Here is a 21,757-nt window from a genome sequence, read left to right on the forward strand (position 1 = left end):
ACGCCCGGTTACATTCCGAACCCGGAAGCTAAGCCTCACAGCGCCGATGGTACTGCAGGGGGGACCCTGTGGGAGAGTAGGACACCGCCGAACTACCTTTAGGGAGCGGGTCCCTGATCTTAGGATCAGGGACCCGCTCCTTTTTTGTTTGCGTCACTTGCTGTTCACGTTGTGCCGCCAGCATCCGCGTCATGGGGACAGTTGCAATGTTGCGTGCCGCAAGTGTCGGAACGGGTGACGAGGTCGTCGTACCGGCCTTCGGGAACGCGGAAGTCGCCGAGGCCGTGGCGCTCGCCGGTGCGGTACCCGTCTTCGCGGACATCGACCCGGTGACGTACTGCATCGATGCCGACTCCGTGGCCGCCGTGCTGAGTTCACGCACCGCGGCCGTCGTCGCCGTGCACCGCTTCGGGCGGCCGGCCGATGTGGCCGGTCTGCGGCGGCTCGGTGAGCGGCACGGTCTCCTGGTGTTGGGCCAGGCCGACGCGGATCACTCCCTGGAGGCAGCTCCGTACGACGAGGTGGGGGAGCGGCGTGCTCATGCCGCTTACTTCGACGCGCGGCTCAAGGGCGTCATCACGCCGGCCCGCGGTGAAGGGCACACCTACGAGCAGTACGTGGTTCGTGTGCCCGGCAACGGGCGGCCCGACCGGGACGCGTTCGCACGAGCCGTACGGGCCAGGGGAGTCGACTGCCGCGTACCTGTAAAGACGCCCGTGCACCGGACGCCCGAACACCGGCGGAGTGTGATTCTGCCGGAGACCCAGCGGGCCGCCGATGAGACGCTGGCGCTGCCCGTGGGGGCATCTCTGACGCGTAGGGAGCGGCAGCGGATCGTGTCCGCGTGCAATGCGCTGGGAGGGCTTCTCCAGCCCGCCGGGCCGCTCTGGTTGGCCGCATCGCTCTGAGGCCCCGCCGTGTTCTTCGCACGGCGCGCGGTCTGTTCGAAGCACTCTGTTGTTCGGGGTATGATCTACTCCGTTGCCGCGCGGGAGTCCGCGTAGCGCAACAGGCCCCTATAGCTCAGTCGGTAGAGCGTCTCCATGGTAAGGAGAAGGTCAACGGTTCGATTCCGTTTGGGGGCTCCGCAGGAAAATGGCCTCCGCCCTTGTGGGCGGGGGCCATTGTCGTGTGCGGAGGTGTCTTCGCGGGTGTCTCAGTCCTTCTGGAGGCCCGGTACGCGCATCGCGAGGATCGCCATGTCGTCGGAGGGCGCGGCGCTCGCGAAGCGTTCCACCGCGCGCATCACGCGCGCGGCGACAGCGCCCGCGGTGAGGCCCGTCGACGTTTTCAGGAGTTCCGCGAGACCGTCGTCGCCGAGCATGCGGCTGCCCTCGCGGCGCTCAGTGACGCCGTCGGTGACGCACAAAAGGACGTCGCCCGGGTCGAGCGTCACCGTCTGCTCGTACAGCTCCAGGTCGTCCATGACGCCGAGGAGGGGCTGGGGTTCGGCGGCCGGTTCGACCGTGCCGTCCTGGCGCAGGCGCAGCGGGAGCGGATGGCCGGCGCAGACCACCTTCAGGACCGCGCTGCCGTCCTCCTGGGGCCACAACTCGCCGTACAGGAGGGTCAGGAAGCGGCTGCGGGCTCCCTCGTCGAGGATGGCGGCGTTGAGCCGCTCCAGGACGGCGGGTCCGCCGAAGCCCTCGCGCGCGAGGAGGCGCAGTGCGTGCCGGGCGAGACCGGTGACGGCGGCTGCCTCCGGGCCCGTACCGCAGACATCGCCGATCGCGAAGCCGTAGACGCCGTCGCGGATCGGGAACAGGTCGTAGAAGTCGCCACCGACCTCGTTGCCCTCGCCTGCCGCGCGGTAGATGACCTCGACCTCGACGCCGGGCACTTCGGGGCGCTCCGGGGGCAGGAGGCTGCGTTGGAGGGACTGGCTGATCGCTGTGCGCTCCGAGTACAGGCGGGCGTTGTCGAGGGCGAGGGCGGCCCTGCGGGACATGTCCTCGGCGAGTTCGAGGATCTCCTGCCGGAAGTGCTCGTCGGCGGGCTTGCCGAGCGTCAGCATGCCGATCACGCGGTTGCGGGCCACCAGCGGCAGGACGACCGTTTCGCCACCGACCGCCGACGCCGTGCCGTGCGCGGCGCCCACTCCGGAGCGGACGCTGTGCGGCTCTCCACGGCCGTCCAGGCTGCGCCGGGAGGTGCGCAGGGCATCCTGGTGGGCCGCCTGCGCGGGAGCGTGCCACACGCGCGCTCCGGGCGTCGGTACGGGGTCGGGCGGGGCGATCTTCGACAGGAGGGCCTTGAGGCCGTCGATGCGCTCCTCGTCCTCGTGCAGGACGTACGAGAGGTACGGGTCGGACGCCTGGTCGGCGATCGTGTAGACGGCGCACCAGGTGGCCAGGGTCGGCACCGTCATCTGGGCCATGAGGGCGAGGGTCTGATCGCGGTCCAGGGTGCCGGCGAGCAGGTCGGACGCCTCGACGAGGAAGCTGAGGGAGCCGCGGCGCAGGCGTTCCAACTCGCCGAGCCGGGCGGACTCGACGGCGAGGGCGATGCGGTCGGCGGCGAACTGGAGGCGCAGGGCCTCCTCGTTCGAGTACCGGTCCGGGGATTCCGCCGCGACGCCCAGTGAACCGGTGAGGCGGCCCTCGACCTTGAGCGGGACGGTGACGACCGAGCGCATTCCGGTGCCGCCCAGCAGGGGCACGGCGCCGGGGACGACGGTGAGGTCCTCGTGGACGGCGGGCATCCGGGCGGAGCCGTACCGTCCGGGGCCCGCTTCGACGGGCACGCGCGCGAAGCGCTGTCGTGCGGAGGGCAGTCCGGTGGAGGCGCGGACCTCCAACTCGGTCTCGTCGTCGGTCGCGAGGAGGAGGAACGCGGCGTCCCCGTCGAGCATGTCGCGGGCGCGTTCCACGGTGCGTTGCAGGAGGCCGTCGAGGTCGTCGGGGGCGGGCGATCCGATGAAGACCTCGAACGGGTCGGACGCCTTCCCTGACTCGGAGATCGTCGTCATGTCGGGCGCGGGGACGCGCAGGGGCGTCTGGAGGACCGCGCGCTCGTCGTCACGTACCAGCAGGCAGACCGTGGAGGGCTCGCCGTCCTTGTCGCGTACGCGTAGATGCGAGGCGTAGACGGGGATGACGCGGCCGTCGGCGCCGCGGATGCCGTAGCTGCCCTCCCAGCGGGAGAGTTGGAGGGCGTCGGCGATGCCGGTGCTGGTGCCCGGGGTGTGCGGCCAGGCGGCCAGGTCGGTGAGGGGTTTGCCGATGACCTGCTCGGCGGCGTACCCGAAGAGGTCATCGGCGTCCTCGTTCCAGGACGACAGGGCGCCGGCGCGGTCGATCTGGAGGACGGCGACCCGGACGCGGCCGTCGGTGAGGGGCAGCAGGTCGACCGGGAGCGAGGGGCCGGCGGTGCGGGTGCCGACGGGGCGTTCCGGAAGGTCGAGCTGGAACCAGACCTGTTTGTGCGTGGGGGTGTACTCGACGCCCCAGTGGCCGGCGAGTGCCGCGCAGAGTTGCAGACCGCGGCCTCCCTCGCGGTCGGGGCTGCCCATGTCCACGGGGGAGTGCTGGAGTGGGATTTCGCGTTCCGGATAGCGGTCGGCGACCTCGATGCGGACACCGTCGTCGGCGCGCAGGCACAGGACGTCGGCGGCGGTTCCCGCGTGCACCACGGCATTGGTCACCAGTTCGCTGGTGAGGACCACGGCGTCGTCGATGATGTCGGCGAAGCCCCAGCCCTGGAGGGTGTCGCGGACGAAGGACCGTGCGGTCGCGACGGAGCGTCCGACGGGTTCGAAGGTGGCAGCCGCGCGCGCGGTGATCACAGATCTCCTCGTCCGGGTGTCGACGTGCAGTGCTCCCCGCCCTCCCCGCTGGTGCGGCCAGGGTTCCGAGGGCTGGCCCCCGTGCAGTTGCAGTCCGGTGGTCATGCTGGGGCCGCCCCTCCGATGCCCGCTCGTACTCGTGCCACCACCCTGGCCGGGCGGACCGGGGTGGGTGGACAGCCGCATGCAAGGTTACTTACCTTCGCCGTCCATGCGGATGCCGCCTGCCACTGTTTCCGCCCGGAGGGTGTGCGGACGGTGTGCGAAGCTGCCGAACTGTTATGGCCGGGTTCCGCCATGGTGAAACACTGGGCAGGCTTCATGAGACAGCCAATGCACGAGGTCGACCCTTGCGGGAGGGACACGGTGGAGTCTGGCGCAGCGACGCGGGGCACAAGCACGCGCGCGAAGGACGGACGGTCCCTGAAGAAACCGCGTGACGCGGGGCAAGGGACGACGGCGGTGGACACGGCGTCGCTGAACAGGTTGCTGGCGGCGCTGGTGGCGATGCGGGACGGGAACTTCCGCAAGCGGCTCACGGTCTCCGGCGACGGTGTGATGTCGGAGATCGCGGCGGTGTTCAACGAGGTCGCGGACCGTAATCTTCATCTCACCGGAGAGTTGTCGCGGGTGCGGCGGGTGGTCGGACGTGAGGGAAAACTCACGGAGCGGCTGGAGACGGGCGCCTGTGAGGGTTCCTGGGCGGCGGCGATCAATGCCTCCAACTCCCTCGTCGACGACCTCGCACGGCCCGTCTCCGAGGTCGGACGGGTGCTGTCGGCGGTCGCCGAGGGTGACCTGGAGCAGCGCATGGAGCTGCGGGCGCAGGCGCCGGACGGCACCGGGCATCCGCTGCGTGGCGAGTTCCTGAAGGTCGGGCGGACCGTCAACAACCTGGTCGACCAGTTGTCGACGTTCACCGACGAGGTCACGCGGGTGGCCAGCGAGGTGGGCACCGAGGGCAAGCTGGGCGGTCAGGCCCGGGTGCGCGGAATGTCCGGTTCCTGGAAGGACCTGACGGATTCCGTCAACACGATGGCGTACCGGCTGACGGCGCAGGTACGGGACATCGCGCTGGTGACGACCGCGGTCGCCAAGGGTGACTTGTCCAGGAAAGTCACGGTTCATGTCGCCGGTGAGATGTTGGAGCTGAAGAACACCGTCAACACGATGGTGGATCAGCTCTCGTCGTTCTCGTCCGAGGTGACCCGCGTCGCGCGCGAGGTGGGCACGGAAGGGGAGCTGGGCGGGCAGGCGCAGGTGCCGGGCGTCGCGGGCGTGTGGAAGGACCTCACCGACTCCGTCAACCTCATGGCGGGCAACCTCACGGCCCAGGTACGCGGTATCGCGGAGGTGACGACGGCCGTCGCGAACGGTGACCTGTCGCGGAAGGTCACCGTCAGCGCGCGCGGGGAGGTCGCGCAACTCGCCGAGACGATCAACCAGATGACCGCGACGCTGCGTACCTTCGCGGACGAGGTCACGCGCGTGGCGAACGAGGTCGGCGGGGAGGGCCAGCTCGGCGGCCAGGCGAACGTGCCGGGTGCGGCGGGCACCTGGAAGGACCTCACCGACTCGGTGAACACGGTCTTCCGCAACCTCACCACGCAGGTGCGGGACATCGCCGCGGTGACGACGGCGGTCGCCAACGGCGATCTGTCGCAGAAGGTCACCGTCGATGTCGCGGGCGAGATGCTGGAGCTGAAGAACACCGTCAACACGATGGTCGACCAGCTCTCCGCGTTCGGCTCCGAAGTGACCCGTGTCGCGCGCGAGGTCGGTGTCGAGGGCGAGCTGGGCGGTCAGGCGCAGGTGCCGGGTGCGGCGGGCACCTGGAAGGACCTGACGGACTCCGTGAACACGGCGTTCCGCAACCTCACGGGCCAGGTCCGCAACATCGCGCAGGTGACCACGGCGGTCGCGAACGGCGACCTGTCGCAGAAGGTCACCGTCGACGTCTCAGGCGAGATGCTCCAGCTGAAGAACACCGTGAACACCATGGTGGACCAGCTCTCCAGCTTCGCCGACCAGGTCACGCGGATGGCCCGCGACGTGGGCACCGAGGGCCGGCTCGGCGGCCAGGCGCGCGTGGACGGCGTCAGCGGTACGTGGAAGGAGCTGACGGACTCCGTCAACTTCATGGCGGGGAACCTGACGTCCCAGGTGCGGCAGATCGCCCAGGTGACGACCGCCGTCGCGCGCGGGGACCTCTCCCAGAAGATCGACGTGGACGCGCGCGGAGAGATCCTGGAGCTGAAGAACACCATCAACACGATGGTCGATCAGCTCTCCGCCTTCGCCGACCAGGTGACCCGTGTCGCGCGCGAGGTGGGCACGGAGGGGCGTCTGGGGGGCCAGGCGCAGGTGCCGGGCGTCGCGGGCGTGTGGCGCGACCTCACGGACTCCGTGAACGGCATGGCGGGCAACCTCACCGCGCAGGTCCGCAACATCGCCCAGGTCGCCACCGCCGTCGCGCGCGGTGACCTGTCGCAGACGATCGACGTGGACGCGCGCGGGGAGATCCTGGAGCTGAAGAACACCCTCAACACGATGGTGGACCAGCTCTCGAACTTCGCCGAGCAGGTCACGCGCGTCGCGCGCGAGGTGGGCACCGAGGGCATCCTCGGCGGGCAGGCCGAGGTGCAGGGTGTGTCCGGTACGTGGAAGGACCTCACCCAGTCCGTCAACTTCATGGCGAACAACCTGACCATCCAGGTCCGCAGCATCGCCGAGGTCACCACGGGAGTCGCGCGGGGTGATCTGTCCAAGAAGATCACTGTCGACGCGCGGGGCGAGATCCTGGAACTCGTCACCACCGTCAACACGATGGTCGACCAGCTGTCCAACTTCGCCGAGCAGGTGACCCGTGTCGCCCGTGAGGTCGGTACCGAGGGCAATCTCGGCGGCCAGGCGCGCGTACCGGGTGTCACGGGCATCTGGAAGGACCTCAGCGACAACGTCAACCTGATGGCCAACAACCTGACCAGTCAGGTGCGGAACATCTCCCAGGTGTCCGCGGCCGTCGCCAATGGCGACCTCACCAAGAAGGTCACGGTCGAGGCCCGGGGCGAGGTCGCGCAGCTCGCCGACACCGTCAACACGATGGTGACGACCCTGTCGTCCTTCGCGGACGAGGTGACCCGTGTCGCGCGCGAGGTGGGCACGGACGGCATCCTGGGTGGCCAGGCGCGCGTGCCGGGTGTCTCCGGGACCTGGAAGGACCTCACCGAGTCCGTGAACTCGATGGCGTCCAACCTGACCGGGCAGGTCCGTAACATCGCCATGGTCACCACCGCCATCGCCAAGGGTGACCTGACCAAGAAGATCGACATCGACGCGCGCGGGGAGATCCTCGAACTCAAGACGACCATCAACACGATGGTCGACCAACTGTCGTCGTTCGCCGAGCAGGTCACCCGGGTGGCGCGCGAGGTGGGTACGGAAGGCCAACTCGGCGGCCAGGCGCGCGTACGCGACGTCGACGGCACCTGGCGCGACCTGACCGAGTCGGTGAACGAGATGGCCGGCAACCTGACCCGTCAGGTGCGTGCCATCGCCGCGGTCGCCACCGCGGTGACCCGCGGCGACCTCAACCTGAAGATCGACGTGGACGCCGCCGGCGAGATCCAGGACCTCCAGGACAACATCAACACGATGATCGCGAACCTCCGCGACACCACCATCGCCAACAAGGAACAGGACTGGCTGAAGGGCAACCTGGCCCGCATCTCCGGTCTGATGCAGGGCCGCCGTGACCTGGACGACGTGGCCGGGCTCATCATGAGCGAGCTGACGCCCGTGGTCTCCGCGCAGCACGGCGCGTTCTTCCTGGCGATGCCCACGGACGACGGACAGGACGTCGCCGCCGCGCACGACGAGGAGTACGAGCTGCGGATGCTCGGCTCCTACGGGTACTCCATGGGCTCCATGCCGACATCGTTCCGGCTCGGCGAGACGCTGATCGGGACGGCCGCGAAGGAGAAGCGGACGATCCTCGTGGAGAACGTGCCGCCGGGCTATCTGAAGATCGCCTCGGGGCTCGGGGAGGCGCCTCCCGGGCACATGATCGTGCTGCCTGTGCTCTTCGAGGGGACGGTGCTCGGTGTGATCGAGCTGGCGTCGTTCCAGCAGTTCACGCACATTCAGAAGGACTTCCTCAACCAGATCGCCGAGATGATCGCGACGAGCGTCAACACGATCAGCGTCAACACCAAGACGGAAGTACTCCTCAAGCAGTCCCAGGAGCTGACCGAGCAACTGCGGGAACGGTCGGCGGAGTTGGAGAACCGGCAGAAGGCGCTCCAGGAGTCCAACGCGGAGCTGGAGGACAAGGCCGAACTCCTCGCCCAGCAGAACCGCGACATCGAGGTCAAGAACACCGAGATCGAAGAGGCCCGGCAGGTACTCGAAGAGCGCGCCGAACAGCTCGCCGTGTCGATGCGCTACAAGTCCGAGTTCCTCGCCAACATGTCGCACGAGCTGCGCACCCCGCTCAACTCGCTGCTGATCCTGGCGAAGCTGCTCGCCGACAACGCCGACGCGAACCTGACGCCCAAGCAGGTCGAGTTCGCCGAAACGATCCACGGCGCGGGCTCCGACCTGCTCCAGCTGATCAACGACATCCTGGACCTGTCGAAGGTCGAGGCCGGCAAGATGGACGTCTCGCCGACCCGGATCGCCCTGGTCCAGCTCGTCGACTACGTGGAGGCCACTTTCCGGCCGCTCACCGCCGAGAAGGGCCTCGACTTCTCCGTACGGGTGTCGCCCGAGCTGCCCGCGACGCTGCACACGGACGAGCAGCGACTGCTCCAGGTGCTGCGCAATCTGCTGTCCAACGCGGTCAAGTTCACGGACTCCGGCGCCGTCGAGCTGGTGATCAGGACGGCCGGTGCCGATGTGCCGGTCGCCATCCGGGAACAGCTCCTGGAGGCGGGTTCGCTGCGGGACGCGGACGCCGACCTGATCGCGTTCTCGGTGACCGACACCGGCATCGGGATCGCGTCGGGCAAGATGCGGGTGATCTTCGAGGCGTTCAAGCAGGCCGACGGCACGACCAGCCGTAAGTACGGCGGTACGGGTCTGGGCCTGTCGATCAGCCGGGAGATCGCGCGGCTGCTCGGCGGCGAGATCCACGCGGCCAGCGAACCGGGCCGTGGCTCCACGTTCACGCTGTATTTGCCGCTGCACCCCAGCGAACTGCCGCCGCAGGGCTATCCGCAGCTTTCGCCGGGGGGAGCGTCCGGCGAAGGCGGTCTGTCGGACGGCGGTATGTCCGAGGGCGGTCACGCCCGGCTCGAAGCGGAGATGCCGCCCGAGGTGAAGTCGTACCAGGACACCCAGAACGGTCCGGCCGCGCTCTTCCGGCGCCGCCGCAGGGCCGTGTCGTCCGGCTCCGAGCACCGTCCCGCGCTGCCGCGTACGTCCGACCGGATCTCCGAGCGGATGGCGGACCGGCTGTCGGACCGGATGGCGGACCGGCTCTCCGATCGGACGACGGAGCGTGACGACGCGTGGGCGGGCAGCGGCAACGGCCAGGAGCCGGCCGCACCCACCGCACCCCGGCGCGTCTACGGGTTCGGCGGCGAGAAGGTCCTCATCGTCGACGACGACATCCGCAATGTGTTCGCGCTCACCAGCGTCCTCGAACAGCACGGCCTGGCGGTGCTGTACGCCGAGAACGGCCGCGAGGGCATCGAGGTCCTGGAACAGCACGACGACGTCACGCTCGTCCTCATGGACATCATGATGCCCGAGATGGACGGGTACGCGACGACGACCGCGATCCGCAGGATGCCCCAGTTCGCCGGGCTGCCCATCATCGCGCTGACGGCGAAGGCGATGAAGGGCGACCGGGAGAAGGCCATCGAATCTGGAGCCTCCGACTACGTGACCAAACCGGTCGACCCCGATCATCTTCTTTCGGTGATGGGACAGTGGATGCACGCGGAATAGGGGCGTACCGGACGGCGGACGAGCGGGACCGGCGGGGAACGCGCGGAGTACGTGCAGGTGCCGAGGGCAGATGCCGGAGGCCGTGTAGAACTGCCGTGTCCGGGGAACCTTCTGGTCTCGCGCCACGTTTCCGGTACGTGCGCAGTGACATCGCGGTGACAGGGTGTGGCGACAGGCGGGGTGCGGCTACGATGACCGGCACAAGGACGGACGGCGTAAGGGAGCCGTCCCCTGGGGCGGCACCCGGTGCACTGCCGGGACGAGGAGGGCGGGCCATGGTGCAGAAGGCCAAGATCCTCCTGGTCGATGACCGGCCGGAGAATCTGCTGGCGCTGGAGGCCATTCTCTCCGCGCTCGATCAGACACTGGTGCGGGCATCGTCAGGGGAGGAAGCGCTCAAAGCACTGCTCACGGACGACTTCGCGGTCATTCTGCTGGACGTCCAGATGCCGGGCATGGACGGATTCGAGACCGCCGCGCACATCAAGCGGCGCGAACGTACCCGGGACATCCCGATCATCTTCCTCACCGCCATCAACCACGGCCCCCACCACACCTTCCGGGGATACGCGGCCGGCGCCGTGGACTACATCTCCAAGCCGTTCGACCCCTGGGTCCTGCGCGCGAAGGTCTCCGTCTTCGTCGAGCTGTACATGAAGAACTGCCAACTGCGGGAGCAGGCCGCCCTGCTGCGGCTCCAGCTCGAAGGCGGTGGCAGGAGCGACGTCGGCGACGCCAAGGAGCCCGCCGGACTGCTCGCCGAACTCTCCGCGCGGCTCGCCGCCGTCGAGGAGCAGGCCGAGGCCCTGTCGAAGCAGCTCGACCACTCCGCCGACGCGGCGGCCGTCGCCACCGCGGCCCATCTCGAACGCAAACTGACGGGCCTGCGCAGGGCGCTTGACGCCCTGGAACCGGGCGCCGGAACCGGCGCGCCCAGCCTCCCGTCGCAGAACTGACCCGGCGGCCTCGGCGGCCGGATCGCGGGTCACCCCGTCCAACGGCCCCTGACCGGGGGCCGATCCGGGCCGGGGGCCGGGCTGAGGAAGCGTCAGTTCCGCGCCACAGCAGCAGCGACACGAACGGGTGAAGCAGTGGGCACACGTGTCCGCTGTGGTCTCCACCGGTAACCTCACACCCATGGCCTCACGTCAGCCCGCAGCCAAGAAGTCGCCCGCGAAGAAGGCACCCGCGCCGGCGAAGGCTCCGGCGAAGAAGGCCGCGGCCAAAAAAGCGCCCGCCAAGAAAGCCCCGGCCAAGAAGGCGGCGGCGAAGAAACCGGCACCCAAGCCCGCACCCAACCCGACCGGGGGCGTGTACCGGCTCGTACGCGCCGTCTGGCTCGGCTCGGCACACACCGTCGGGGCGATGTTCCGCGGCATAGGGCGCGGCGCCAAGGGCCTCGACCCGGCCCACCGCAAGGACGGCCTCGCGCTGCTCCTGCTCGGTGTCGCGCTGATCGTCGCCGCCGGCACCTGGTCGAACCTCCGCGGCCCCGTCGGCGACCTCGTCGAAATGCTCGTGACCGGTGCCTTCGGCCGGCTCGACCTGCTCGTGCCGATACTGCTCGCCGTCGTCGCCGCCCGCCTCATCCGCCACCCCGAGAAGCCCGACGCCAACGGACGTATCGTCATCGGCCTGTCCGCGCTCGTCATCGGCGTACTCGGCCAGGTCCACATCGCGTGCGGCGCACCCGCCCGCAGCGACGGCATGCAGGCCATAAGGGACGCGGGCGGCCTCATCGGCTGGGGCACCGCCACCCCGCTGACGTACACCATGGGCGACGTCCTCGCCGTGCCGCTGCTCGTGCTGCTCACCGTCTTCGGGCTGCTCGTCGTCACCGCCACCCCCGTCAACGCCATCCCGCAGCGGCTGCGCCTGCTCGGCGTCAAGCTCGGCGTCGTCCACCCCGAACCCGCCGAAGGAGTCGGAGAGGACGACGAGCGGTACGACGAGCAGTGGCGCGAGGCGCTGCCCGACCGAGGCCGCAGGCGCGCCCCTGCGCCCGCCGCGTACGATCAGGCCCGCTCCGCCGCCCAGGCCGAGGAAGAGGCGCTCTCCAAGCGCCGCAGGCCCCGCCGCACCCCCGTGCAGCCCGTCCTCGACCGGCCCATGGACGCGGTCGACGTGGCCGCCGCTGCCGCCGCCGCACTCGACGGCGCCGTCCTGCACGGCATGCCGCCCTCGCCACTGGTCGCCGACCTCACCCAGGGCGTCACCGTCGAGCGGGAACCCGAGCCGAGCCCCGTCGTGCCCACCGCGCGCGTGAAGGAGTCCCTGCGCGAGGAGGCACCCGTCAAGGCGGCCCTCAAGAAGGACGTCCCCGCGCGCGACGACCGCGACGACGAGGAGGCATCGCCCGCGCGTGCCGCCGTGCCCGACCTCACCAAGTCCGCGCCTGACGCCCCCCGGGACCTCCCCCCGCGCGCGGAGCAGCTGCAGCTCGCCGGAGACATCACTTACGCACTGCCCTCGCTCGACCTCCTGGAGCGCGGCGGGCCCGGCAAGTCGCGCAGCGCGGCGAACGACGCCGTCGTCGCGTCCCTCACGACGGTGTTCTCGGAGTTCAAGGTCGACGCCGCAGTCACCGGCTTCACGCGCGGGCCGACGGTCACCCGCTACGAGGTCGAGCTGGGCCCCGCCGTGAAGGTCGAACGCATCACGGCGCTCACCAAGAACATCGCCTACGCCGTCGCCAGCCCCGACGTCCGCATCATCAGCCCCATCCCCGGCAAGTCCGCCGTCGGCATCGAGATCCCCAACACCGACCGCGAGATGGTCAACCTGGGCGATGTGCTGCGCCTGGCTGCCGCGGCCGAGGACGACCACCCGATGCTCGTCGCGCTCGGCAAGGACGTCGAGGGCGGCTATGTGATGGCCAACATGGCGAAGATGCCGCACGTCCTGGTCGCCGGCGCCACCGGCTCCGGCAAGTCGTCCTGCATCAACTGCCTGATCACCTCCGTCATGATGCGGGCGACCCCTGAAGACGTCCGGATGGTCCTCGTCGACCCCAAGCGCGTCGAGCTGACCGCCTACGAGGGCATCCCGCACCTCATCACACCGATCATCACCAACCCCAAGCGCGCGGCCGAGGCCCTCCAATGGGTCGTCCGCGAGATGGACCTGCGCTACGACGACCTCGCCGCCTTCGGCTACCGGCACATCGACGACTTCAACCAGGCCGTCCGCAACGGCAAGGCGAAGGCCCCCGAAGGCAGCGAACGCGAGCTTCACCCATACCCGTATCTGCTGGTCATCGTCGACGAGCTGGCCGACCTGATGATGGTGGCGCCGCGCGACGTGGAGGACTCGATCGTCCGCATCACGCAGCTCGCGCGCGCGGCGGGCATCCACCTGGTGCTCGCGACACAGCGCCCGTCCGTGGACGTCGTCACCGGCCTCATCAAGGCGAACGTGCCCTCCCGTCTCGCCTTCGCCACCTCCTCGCTCGCCGACAGCCGCGTCATCCTCGACCAGCCCGGCGCCGAGAAACTCATCGGCAAGGGCGACGGCCTGTTCCTGCCCATGGGCGCGAACAAGCCGACCCGAATGCAGGGCGCCTTTGTCACCGAGGAGGAGGTCGCCGTCGTCGTCCAGCACTGCAAGGACCAGATGACGCCGGTCTTCCGGGACGACGTCGTCGTCGGCACCAAGCAGAAGAAGGACATCGACGAGGACATCGGCGACGACCTCGACCTGCTCTGCCAGGCCGCCGAGCTGGTGGTCTCGACCCAGTTCGGATCCACGTCGATGCTCCAGCGCAAGCTCCGCGTCGGCTTCGCCAAGGCGGGCCGGCTCATGGACCTGATGGAGTCCCGGAACATCGTCGGACCCAGCGAGGGCTCCAAGGCGCGCGATGTCCTCGTGAAGGCCGACGAAATCGATGGAGTGCTCGCCGTGATCCGTGGGGAGGCTCAACCCTAGGAATCGGGACCCGTCGCTCCGAATCCGTCACCCCACAGCAGCCGTGGCTGTGTGTTCATGGCTGCGAATTCATGCATACGTACGCGCGGCTTCGTCGCGTCGCTTTGTACGCGTGGCTTCGTATCCGTGCCGGAGGCCGCTGCGCGGTCCGGGCTTCCGAACGGGCTCACCCGTACGGGCAGCGGGGGCAACCGTTTCCCTTCGGCGTACGTCAAGTTGAGGGAAGGGACAGCGCTGCGTCCGCCACCGGCTCACCGGCGTCCCGTCCCTGTCTCGCCATCGGGACGCCCGGCCATACCGATGGCGTACAAAGTCCCACCGCCCGGTTGCCCCACCCTTTCGTACCCCCCCTAGACTGAACCTCCAGCAGGTGGCTACACGCTCGAAAGGCACCCTCGTGTCCATCGGCAACTCCCCTGAAGACGACCGTCCGTCGACCCACGACGACCGGCCCTCGACAGAAGACGACCGTCCCGCAGCCGAAGCCGACCGTCCCGCCGAGGACGAACACTTCTCCATCGGCCGTGCCCTCCAGACGGCCCGCATCGACGCGGGCCTGACCGTGGACGAGGTCAGCGCCGCGACCCGGGTGCGCATCCCGATCGTGCACGCGATCGAGCAGGACGACTTCTCCCGCTGCGGCGGCGATGTCTACGCGCGCGGGCACATCAGGACCATCGCGCGCGAGGTGGGCATCGACCCGGCGCCGCTGCTGGAACGGTACGCAGCCGAACACGGTGGACGCCCGTCGCAGAGCGCCGCCGTACCGCTGTTCGAGGCCGAGCGGATCCGGCCCGAGCCGCGCCGCCCCAACTGGACCGCGGCCATGGTCGCGGCGATCGTCGCCGTGATCGGCTTCGTCGGGTTCACCGCGTTCAAGGGCGACGACAGCGCGGACACCGCCAACACGCAGGTCACCGAGGGCCCCACGCCCGCCACCGGCAAGCCCGCGCCCAAGCCCCCGCAGAAGAAGCCCACCAACCCCAAGCCGTCCGAGAGCGCCATCGCCGCGGCGCCCACCGACAAGGTCACCGTCAAGGTGGACGCGGCCGACGGCCGCAGCTGGATCTCCGCCAAGGACCACAACGGCCGCACCATGTTCGACGGCCTCCTCAAGGAGGGCGAGTCGAAGACCTTCGAGGACAGCCAGAAGATCGACCTCGTCCTCGGTGACGCCGGCGCCATCAAGCTGTTCGTCAACGGCAAGGCCATCGACGACGAGTTCCAGCCGGGCCAGGTCGAGCGCCTCTCGTACACCAAGGGCGACCCCGAGGTGGGCTGAACCCGCAGGTACGACGGGCCCGCGGCCGGACCCCACCGACCGCACGGCCGCCCGGCGACAGCCGCCCCGGCCAAGATCGGGGAGCCTCGTCGCAGGGGCTGTCGGTGGGACGAAGTAGTCTGAGCCCATGCCCGAACGCCGCACTGTCGCCCTAGTCACTCTTGGCTGCGCCCGTAACGAGGTGGACTCGGAGGAGCTGGCGGGCCGCTTGGAGGCGGACGGCTGGCAGCTCGTCGAGACCGCCGAAGAAGCCGACGTAGCCGTCGTCAACACGTGCGGATTCGTGGAAGCCGCCAAGAAGGACTCCGTCGACGCCCTCCTGGAGGCCAACGACCTCAAGGGACACGGCAGAACCCAGGCCGTCGTCGCCGTCGGCTGCATGGCCGAGCGGTACGGCAAGGAACTCGCCGACGCCCTCCCCGAGGCGGACGGCGTCCTCGGCTTCGACGACTACGCGGACATCTCCGACCGCCTCCAGACCATCCTGAGCGGCGGCATCCACGCCTCGCACACCCCCCGCGACCGCCGCAAGCTGCTGCCCGTCAGCCCCGCTCAGCGGCAGGAAGCGGGCTCGGGCGTCGCCCTCCCCGGGCACGCACCCGTGGCCGCCCCGGTGGACCTGCCCGACGGCCTCGCCCCCGCGTCCGGCCCGCGCGCGCCCCTGCGCCGCCGCCTCGGCACCTCACCCGTCGCGTCCGTGAAGCTGGCCTCCGGCTGCGACCGGCGCTGCTCCTTCTGCGCCATCCCGTCCTTCCGCGGCTCCTTCATCTCGCGCCGTCCGTCGGACGTCCTCGGCGAGACCCGCTGGCTGGCCGAGCAGGGCGTCAAGGAGATCATGCTGGTCTCCGAGAACAACACGTCGTACGGCAAGGACCTCGGCGACATCCGCCTCCTGGAGACCCTCCTGACCGAACTCGCCGCCGTCGACGGCATCGAGCGCGTGCGCGTGAGCTACCTCCAGCCCGCCGAGATGCGGCCGGGGCTCATCGATGTCCTCACCTCCACCGAGAAGGTCGCGCCCTACTTCGACCTCTCCTTCCAGCACTCCGCGCCCGGGGTGCTGCGCGCGATGCGCCGCTTCGGGGACACCGACCGGTTCCTCGACCTGCTCGACCAGATCCGCGGCAAGGCACCCCAGGCCGGGGTGCGGTCCAACTTCATCGTCGGCTTCCCCGGCGAGACCGACGCCGACCTCGCCGAGCTGGAGCGTTTCCTCACGGGCGCGCGCCTCGACGCCGTCGGTGTGTTCGGGTACTCCGACGAGGAGGGCACCGAAGCCGCCACGTACGACGGAAAGCTGCCTCAGGAGGTCGTCGACGAGCGCCTCGCGCGCGTGTCGCGGCTCGCCGAGGAGCTGACCGCGCAGCGGGCCGACGAACGGCTCGGCGAGACCCTGGAGGTCCTGGTCGAGTCCGTCCCCGGGGCGGACGGCTCCGGCGGCCTCTCCGCGTACGAGGACGAGCCCGCCGTCGGGCGCGCCGCGCACCAGGCACCTGAGACGGACGGTCAGGTGCAGTTCACGAGCGGCGAGGGCCTGAGCGTGGGCCGTATGGTCGTGGCAAAGGTGGTGGGCACCGAAGGCGTCGATCTGGTGGCTGAAGTCATCGAGCGCGGCGCGTGTTCCGAGGAGGCGGCCAGATGACCGGAGTCCCGGCATCCGCGGCGGGCGGTTCCGGCAGGCCGGCGCCCGGCGGCAAGCTGGGCGCTGCGGCCGTCAACCAGGCCAGCCTCTGGAACATCGCGAACATCCTCACCATGGTCCGGCTGCTGCTCGTACCGGGCTTCGTGGCCCTGATGCTGGCCGACGGCGGCTACGACCCGGCATGGCGCTCTCTGGCCTGGGCCGCCTTCGCCATCGCCATGATCACCGACCTGTTCGACGGACATCTCGCCCGTACGTACAACCTGGTCACCGACTTCGGGAAGATCGCCGACCCCATCGCCGACAAGGCGATCATGGGCGCCGCGCTGATCTGTCTCTCCTCGCTCGGGGACCTGCCCTGGTGGGTGACCGGCGTGATCCTCGGCCGGGAACTCGGGATCACCCTGCTGCGTTTTCTCGTCATCAGGTTCGGGGTCATTCCCGCCAGCCGCGGCGGCAAGATGAAGACGCTCGCGCAGGGCACGGCCGTCGGGATGTACGTCTTGGCGCTGACCGGGCCGCTGGCGACCCTCCGGTTCTGGATGATGGCCGTCGCCGTGGTGCTGACGGTGGTCACCGGGCTCGACTATGTGAGGCAGGCCGTGGTGTTGCGGAGGCGGGGGTTGGCGGAGCGGGAGGCTCGGGTGGAGCGGGGCGTGGTGGCGGGTGCCGGTGTGGGTGCGGGTTCCGGTGGCCAGGTCGTTGCGGAGGGTGATGTCGGCGGCGGGGTCGTTGCTGACGGTGGCGTCGGGGCGTCTGGTCTGTCCGGGGTGTCCGGTGCGTCCGGCGGTGTCGGCGGGTCCGGGGTCCGTGATGGTGCCGGTGCCGTTGCTGGAGAGGGCGCTTCCGAGGCGCAGGGGGCGCAAGGGCGCGCGCAAGGGGCGCAGACGCCGGAGCGCGCTGGGGTGACCGAGACCGGGGGAACTGCCGGAGTCGCCGGGGCGCGGGAACCCGCGCGCGGCGAGGAGTCCGAGCGGTGACGGCGGAGGCCGCCGAGGCGCTGCGACTGCTGCGCGCGAGGAGCGAGACACTCGCCGTCGCCGAGTCGCTGACCGGCGGCCTGGTCGCGGCCGACATCACCGCGACACCGGGGGCGTCCCACGCCTTCCGTGGCTCCGTCACGGCGTACGCGACCGAGCTGAAACAACGGCTCCTGGGGGTCGACGGCACCCTCCTGGCCGAGTCCGGCGCCGTGGACCCCGAGGTCGCGCTGCAGATGGCCGCAGGCGCCCGGACGGCGCTCGGCGCGGACTGGGGGATAGCCACCACCGGCGTCGCCGGGCCCGAACCCCAGGACGGACAGCCCGTCGGCACGGTCTTCGTGGCCGTGCGCGGCCCCCGTGACAACGGGAAAGTGGCTTCGCTGCGGTTGAACGGCGACCGGGCGGACATTCGTAGGGAGAGCGCACGGAGCGTGCTCGCCCTTCTCCTGGAGCGGCTTTCCGGCGAACACCTCGGGAATGAGCGGACACAGGATACGGAACACAACGGGGGGAATTGATGTTTGCAGCCCTGAGTGAACACGACATCGCTCCCCGCACGGCCGCCGCGCGAGGCGGTACGGTGGGGCGTGAAGGATGCGGCTACACGGTCCGAGGAGGGAGCCACCGATGATTCTGCTCCGTCGCCTGCTGGGTGACGTGCTGCGTCGGCAGCGCCAGCGCCAGGGCCGTACTCTGCGCGAAGTCTCCTCGTCCGCCCGAGTCTCGCTCGGCTATCTCTCCGAGGTGGAGCGGGGGCAGAAGGAGGCTTCCTCCGAGCTGCTCTCCGCTATCTGCGACGCGCTTGACGTACGGATGTCCGAGCTCATGCGTGAGGTGAGCGACGACCTTGCCCTCGCCGAGCTGGCCGAGTCTGCGGCAGTCGAGCCGGTCCCCGCGCCGGTACGCCCGATGCTCAACTCCGTATCGGTGGCCGGTGTGCCACCGGAACGGGTCACGATCAAGGCCCCAACGGAGGCGGTCGACGTAGTCGCCGCCTGATTTCGCTTGGGATGCCCCGGCCGGGGCGGCTCCGTGGGAGACCACGGGGGCGCTGTGGTCGGGGTTTTTGCGTGCCGGGAGGTTCCCCTGTGTGCGCCAGTTCTGCCGTGTCTGGCGGTTTGCGTCGAGTGACCGGTTTCTAACGGTTGTGCCATGGTGGATGGGGTAGCGATCAAGGCGCCCGACCAGGGCCCCTCCTCAAGGAACTCGATCAAGGAACTCGATCATGGGGCCCGGTCAAGGGACCCGATCAAGGAACCGGAGGATTCGGATGTACGTCGTGAAGAGCCCGTTGTCCGAGGCGGACCTGAAGACCGTGGCCGACGCCCTCCAGGGCGCGCTCGTGGACCTGGTGGACCTCTCGCTGATCGCCAAGCAGATCCACTGGAACGTGGTCGGGCCGCGCTTCCGCTCGGTCCACCTCCAGCTCGACGAGGTCGTCGACACGGCCCGGAAGCACTCCGACACCGTCGCGGAGCGTGCCTCCACGCTCGGTGTCTCCCCGGACGGACGCGCTGGCACCGTCTCCCGCACCAGCGGCATCGGTGCCGTACCGGAAGGCTGGGTCAAGGACGCCGACGCGGTGGGCACCCTGGTCGATGCGCTTGCCGCCGTGATCACCCGGATGCGTGAACGGGTGGAGGTCACCGCCGAGGCGGACCCCGTCAGCCAGGACATCTTCATCGGCATCACCGCCGATCTGGAGAAGCATCATTGGATGTTCCAGGCCGAGAACGGCTGAGCGGCTCTCCGGGCCGGGCCATGACAGGGCGAATAGCGTGGCGGGCCATCGCGGTGGCCCTGGGTGCATTGTGGTGGTGGGCCGTACTGCGCCTCGCCCTGGCGCCCGACGCGGGCGCGGTGGAGGGCACGGTGGTCGCCGGCGGTTGGGGGTTGAGCTTGCTGCCGGTGCACTGCGTACCGAAGTCGCAGGCGAGGCGGATGTTGAGGCGGCGGGGGGTAGGGGCCGGGCCGGGGCGGGAGGCTCCGGTGGTGGGAGCGGTTGCGGGGGTGGGGTTCGCGGGTGCCGGGGAGGGCGGCAGGGTCTGGTCTGGCGGGTGTCGCGGGTCCGGCGGGGATGTGGGGTCGTACGGGGCGTATGGCGGGGAGGTGTCCGGTGGCGGCGCCGCGTATGGCAGGGGTGTGGTGGATACCGGTGGGGGCACCGGGGGTGTGGGGAGCGCGGGCGGCGTGGGGGGTCCGGGGGGTGCGGCCGGCGGTGCCCGTGGGGCTTCGTGGCTGCTCGGTCGGGTTACCAGGGCATGGCGACGCCGCCGTTCGGGCGGAGGATCTGGCCCGTTGTGAAGGCGGAGGCGTCGGACGCCAGATACAGCACGGCGTGTGCGATGTCGCCCGGTTCGCCGACCCGGCCGAGGGGTGTCCTGCGGATCATCGCGGCTTCGCTGTGCGCCTGCGCCGCCGCGTCGTGGCGGTCGGTCATCGGCGTACGGATCCAGCCCGGAGCCACCGCGTTCACCCGGATGCCGCGCGGGCCTGTCTCCGTCGCCAGGGTCTTGGTGAGCTGGACGACGGCGGCCTTCGCGGCGCTGTAGCAGAGCAGGCCGGGCCCTCCGGTGTCGATGGCGCCCGAGGCCATGGTGACGATGCTGCCGGGCACGCCGTTCGCGATCATTGAGCCGGCCGCCTCCTGGCATGCGTACAGGACGCCCTTGAAGTTGACGTTCAGGACGCGGTCAAGGTCCTCGTCGCGGGTCTCCAGGACCGTACTGGTGTGCATGATGCCGGCGACCGCCGCCATGATGTCGAGCCGGCCGCACGCCTCGACGGCCTCCTTGAGGCGTGCGCGGTCGGTCACGTCGAGCGGGTGGAGGTGGGCGGTTCCGCCGTCGTCCTTGATGGCCGTGGCGGTCTCGTCCAGTCCCTGGGCGTCGCGGTCCGCGCAGTGCACGGTGGCACCGGCGCGGGCGAGCAGTACGGCACTGGCGCGCCCGATGCCGCTCGCGGCTCCGGTGACGAAGGCGGTGCGTCCGGTGAGGTCGTACGCGTCTACGGGCATGCAGCGACCGTACGGGCGGATCTGACGGTCCGTCAATTGGCTTGGAGGGGGTGTGGGTGGAGTGGGTATGGGGTCAGGGGATATGTGGCCGCGGCATATGGGGCCAGGGCATATGGGGGCGCGGCACATAGGGCCATCAGACATGGGGCTACGAGATGTGGGTCTACGGGATATGTGGGTCTGCCGGGCATGGGTCCACGGGACATACGTGGGGCGGTACGGGTGGGGGCGGTGTCAGGTTCGGCCGCGACGGGGTGTCGTGTGGCGGCCGGGTGCCGGGCCGGACTGGCAGGTCGGGCACCAGTAGGTGGGGCGCTCGCGGGAGCCGTCGCCCTGGTCGGCCTGCCTGACGGGTGTGCCGCAGCGTAGGCAGGGGCGCGGGGCGCGGCCGTAGACGAAGAGGTTCTGATCGCGGACGCCGGTCGTGGAACGCGCCGGGCGGTCCCGGTTCGCCTCCAGCAGCTTCTTCGCGAGGGCCGGGAGCCGTGCGGCGGTGTCAGGGAGCAGTTCGCCGATGGGCAGCCAAGGGGTCGCGCGGAGCAGGAAGCAGAGTTCGGATTTGTAGACATTGCCGATTCCGGCGAGGTTGCGCTGGTCGAGCAGGGCTTCGCCGAGGGGGCGGGCGGGGCCTGCGAGGAGGTTGGTCAGGGCCTGGTCGGGGTCCCAGTCCGGGCCGAGGAGGTCAGGGCCCAGATGCCCGACGGCCCGCTGTTCGTCGGTGGTGCGGAGGAGTTCGAGTACGGGGAGCCGGTAGCCGACGGCTGTGTGGCCGGTGGTGCCCAGGATGGCGCGGATCTGGTGGGCGGGGCCGCCGCGCCAGCGTTCTCCGGGGGTGTAGATCTTCCAGGAGCCGTCCATCCGCAGATGCGAGTGCAGGGTCAGGCCGCCCTCGATCCGGGTCAGCAGGTGCTTGCCGCGCGGGGTGACGTCCAGGACGGTGCGGCCGGTGAGGTCGGCCGTGGCGAATTTGGGGACGCGCAGGTCGGACCGGGTGAGGACGTGCCCCGCCAGGGCGCGGTGCAGACGCCCTGCGGCCTGCCAGACGGTGTCTCCTTCGGGCATGGGTACAGGGTTGCATGGTGGGGGTGGCGGTTGCGGTGGCCGTGCGCGTGCGGTGGCGGGGGTGGGTGCGCGTGCCGGTGCCGGTGCCGGTGCCGGTGCGGGTACGGGGCCT

Annotated in this window: 13 protein-coding genes, 1 tRNA gene and 1 rRNA gene; 12 read left to right on the plus strand and 3 right to left on the minus strand. The window is 70.1% G+C overall.

Annotated features, from left to right (window positions below; genetic code table 11):
* The 3 genes from rrf to ACIQNU_RS24140 all read left to right on the plus strand — a co-directional run.
* A 5S ribosomal RNA gene (gene rrf, locus ACIQNU_RS24130) occupies nucleotides 1-93 on the plus strand; the annotation flags it as partial.
* A 113-nt stretch (nucleotides 94-206) separates the two neighbouring features.
* The gene (locus ACIQNU_RS24135; RefSeq protein WP_401370519.1) at nucleotides 207-908 is read left to right on the plus strand and encodes a DegT/DnrJ/EryC1/StrS family aminotransferase; all 702 of its coding nucleotides are present in this window, start codon (nucleotides 207-209) and stop codon (nucleotides 906-908) included.
* Nucleotides 909-1,012: 104 nt separating this feature from the next.
* Nucleotides 1,013-1,085 (plus strand) — tRNA-Thr (locus ACIQNU_RS24140).
* 71 nt (nucleotides 1,086-1,156) lie between these two features.
* On the opposite strand, the gene ACIQNU_RS24145 is transcribed toward ACIQNU_RS24140, so the two are convergent.
* A complete protein-coding gene (locus ACIQNU_RS24145; RefSeq protein WP_401369974.1) occupies nucleotides 1,157-3,889 on the minus strand; it encodes a SpoIIE family protein phosphatase in 2,733 nt (910 codons plus the stop codon).
* A 261-nt stretch (nucleotides 3,890-4,150) separates the two neighbouring features.
* On the opposite strand from ACIQNU_RS24145, the gene ACIQNU_RS24150 reads away from it, so the two are divergent.
* The 9 genes from ACIQNU_RS24150 (at nucleotide 4,151) to ACIQNU_RS24190 (ending at nucleotide 19,308) form a co-directional block, all read left to right on the plus strand.
* Entirely contained in the window at nucleotides 4,151-9,736 is a 5,586-nt protein-coding gene (locus tag ACIQNU_RS24150; protein WP_401369977.1) for a HAMP domain-containing protein, read from the plus strand.
* Between the two features lie 275 nt (nucleotides 9,737-10,011).
* Nucleotides 10,012-10,692 carry a two-component system response regulator gene (locus ACIQNU_RS24155; protein ID WP_401369980.1) on the plus strand — a complete coding sequence of 227 codons (681 nt, stop codon included), beginning with the start codon at nucleotides 10,012-10,014 and terminating at the stop codon, nucleotides 10,690-10,692.
* Nucleotides 10,693-10,873: 181 nt separating this feature from the next.
* Nucleotides 10,874-13,660, plus strand: coding sequence for a DNA translocase FtsK (locus ACIQNU_RS24160; protein WP_401369983.1), 2,787 nt, complete (start codon nucleotides 10,874-10,876; stop codon nucleotides 13,658-13,660).
* Between the two features lie 397 nt (nucleotides 13,661-14,057).
* Nucleotides 14,058-14,942: a helix-turn-helix domain-containing protein gene (locus ACIQNU_RS24165; protein ID WP_401370522.1), complete on the plus strand. Its 885-nt coding sequence runs from the start codon at nucleotides 14,058-14,060 to the stop codon at nucleotides 14,940-14,942.
* A gap of 127 nt (nucleotides 14,943-15,069) precedes the next feature.
* Nucleotides 15,070-16,584 (plus strand): 30S ribosomal protein S12 methylthiotransferase RimO, encoded by a 1,515-nt coding sequence (gene rimO, locus ACIQNU_RS24170; protein WP_401369986.1) that lies wholly within the window; start codon nucleotides 15,070-15,072, stop codon nucleotides 16,582-16,584.
* Nucleotides 16,581-17,564 carry a CDP-diacylglycerol--glycerol-3-phosphate 3-phosphatidyltransferase gene (gene pgsA / locus ACIQNU_RS24175; protein ID WP_401369988.1) on the plus strand — a complete coding sequence of 328 codons (984 nt, stop codon included), beginning with the start codon at nucleotides 16,581-16,583 and terminating at the stop codon, nucleotides 17,562-17,564. The genes rimO and pgsA overlap by 4 nt, the downstream gene beginning before the upstream one ends.
* Nucleotides 17,561-18,085, plus strand: coding sequence for a CinA family protein (locus ACIQNU_RS24180; protein ID WP_401369990.1), 525 nt, complete (start codon nucleotides 17,561-17,563; stop codon nucleotides 18,083-18,085). Before pgsA ends, ACIQNU_RS24180 begins: the two co-directional genes overlap by 4 nt.
* A gap of 109 nt (nucleotides 18,086-18,194) precedes the next feature.
* Nucleotides 18,195-18,566, plus strand: a complete 372-nt coding sequence (locus ACIQNU_RS24185; protein WP_401369993.1) for a helix-turn-helix domain-containing protein — start codon at nucleotides 18,195-18,197, stop codon at nucleotides 18,564-18,566.
* Nucleotides 18,567-18,837: 271 nt separating this feature from the next.
* Nucleotides 18,838-19,308, plus strand: coding sequence for a Dps family protein (locus tag ACIQNU_RS24190; protein WP_401369996.1), 471 nt, complete (start codon nucleotides 18,838-18,840; stop codon nucleotides 19,306-19,308).
* Nucleotides 19,309-19,818: 510 nt separating this feature from the next.
* Here ACIQNU_RS24190 and ACIQNU_RS24195 read toward each other — a convergent pair.
* Both ACIQNU_RS24195 and ACIQNU_RS24200 read right to left on the minus strand, forming a co-directional pair.
* Nucleotides 19,819-20,583 (minus strand): SDR family NAD(P)-dependent oxidoreductase, encoded by a 765-nt coding sequence (locus ACIQNU_RS24195; RefSeq protein ID WP_401369999.1) that lies wholly within the window; start codon nucleotides 20,581-20,583, stop codon nucleotides 19,819-19,821.
* 234 nt (nucleotides 20,584-20,817) lie between these two features.
* Nucleotides 20,818-21,645: an Fpg/Nei family DNA glycosylase gene (locus tag ACIQNU_RS24200; RefSeq protein WP_401370002.1), complete on the minus strand. Its 828-nt coding sequence runs from the start codon at nucleotides 21,643-21,645 to the stop codon at nucleotides 20,818-20,820.
* Nucleotides 21,646-21,757: the final 112 nt, after the last annotated feature.

The sequence above is a fragment of the Streptomyces sp. NPDC091292 genome (assembly GCF_044757265.1).
Lineage (GTDB): Bacteria > Actinomycetota > Actinomycetes > Streptomycetales > Streptomycetaceae > Streptomyces.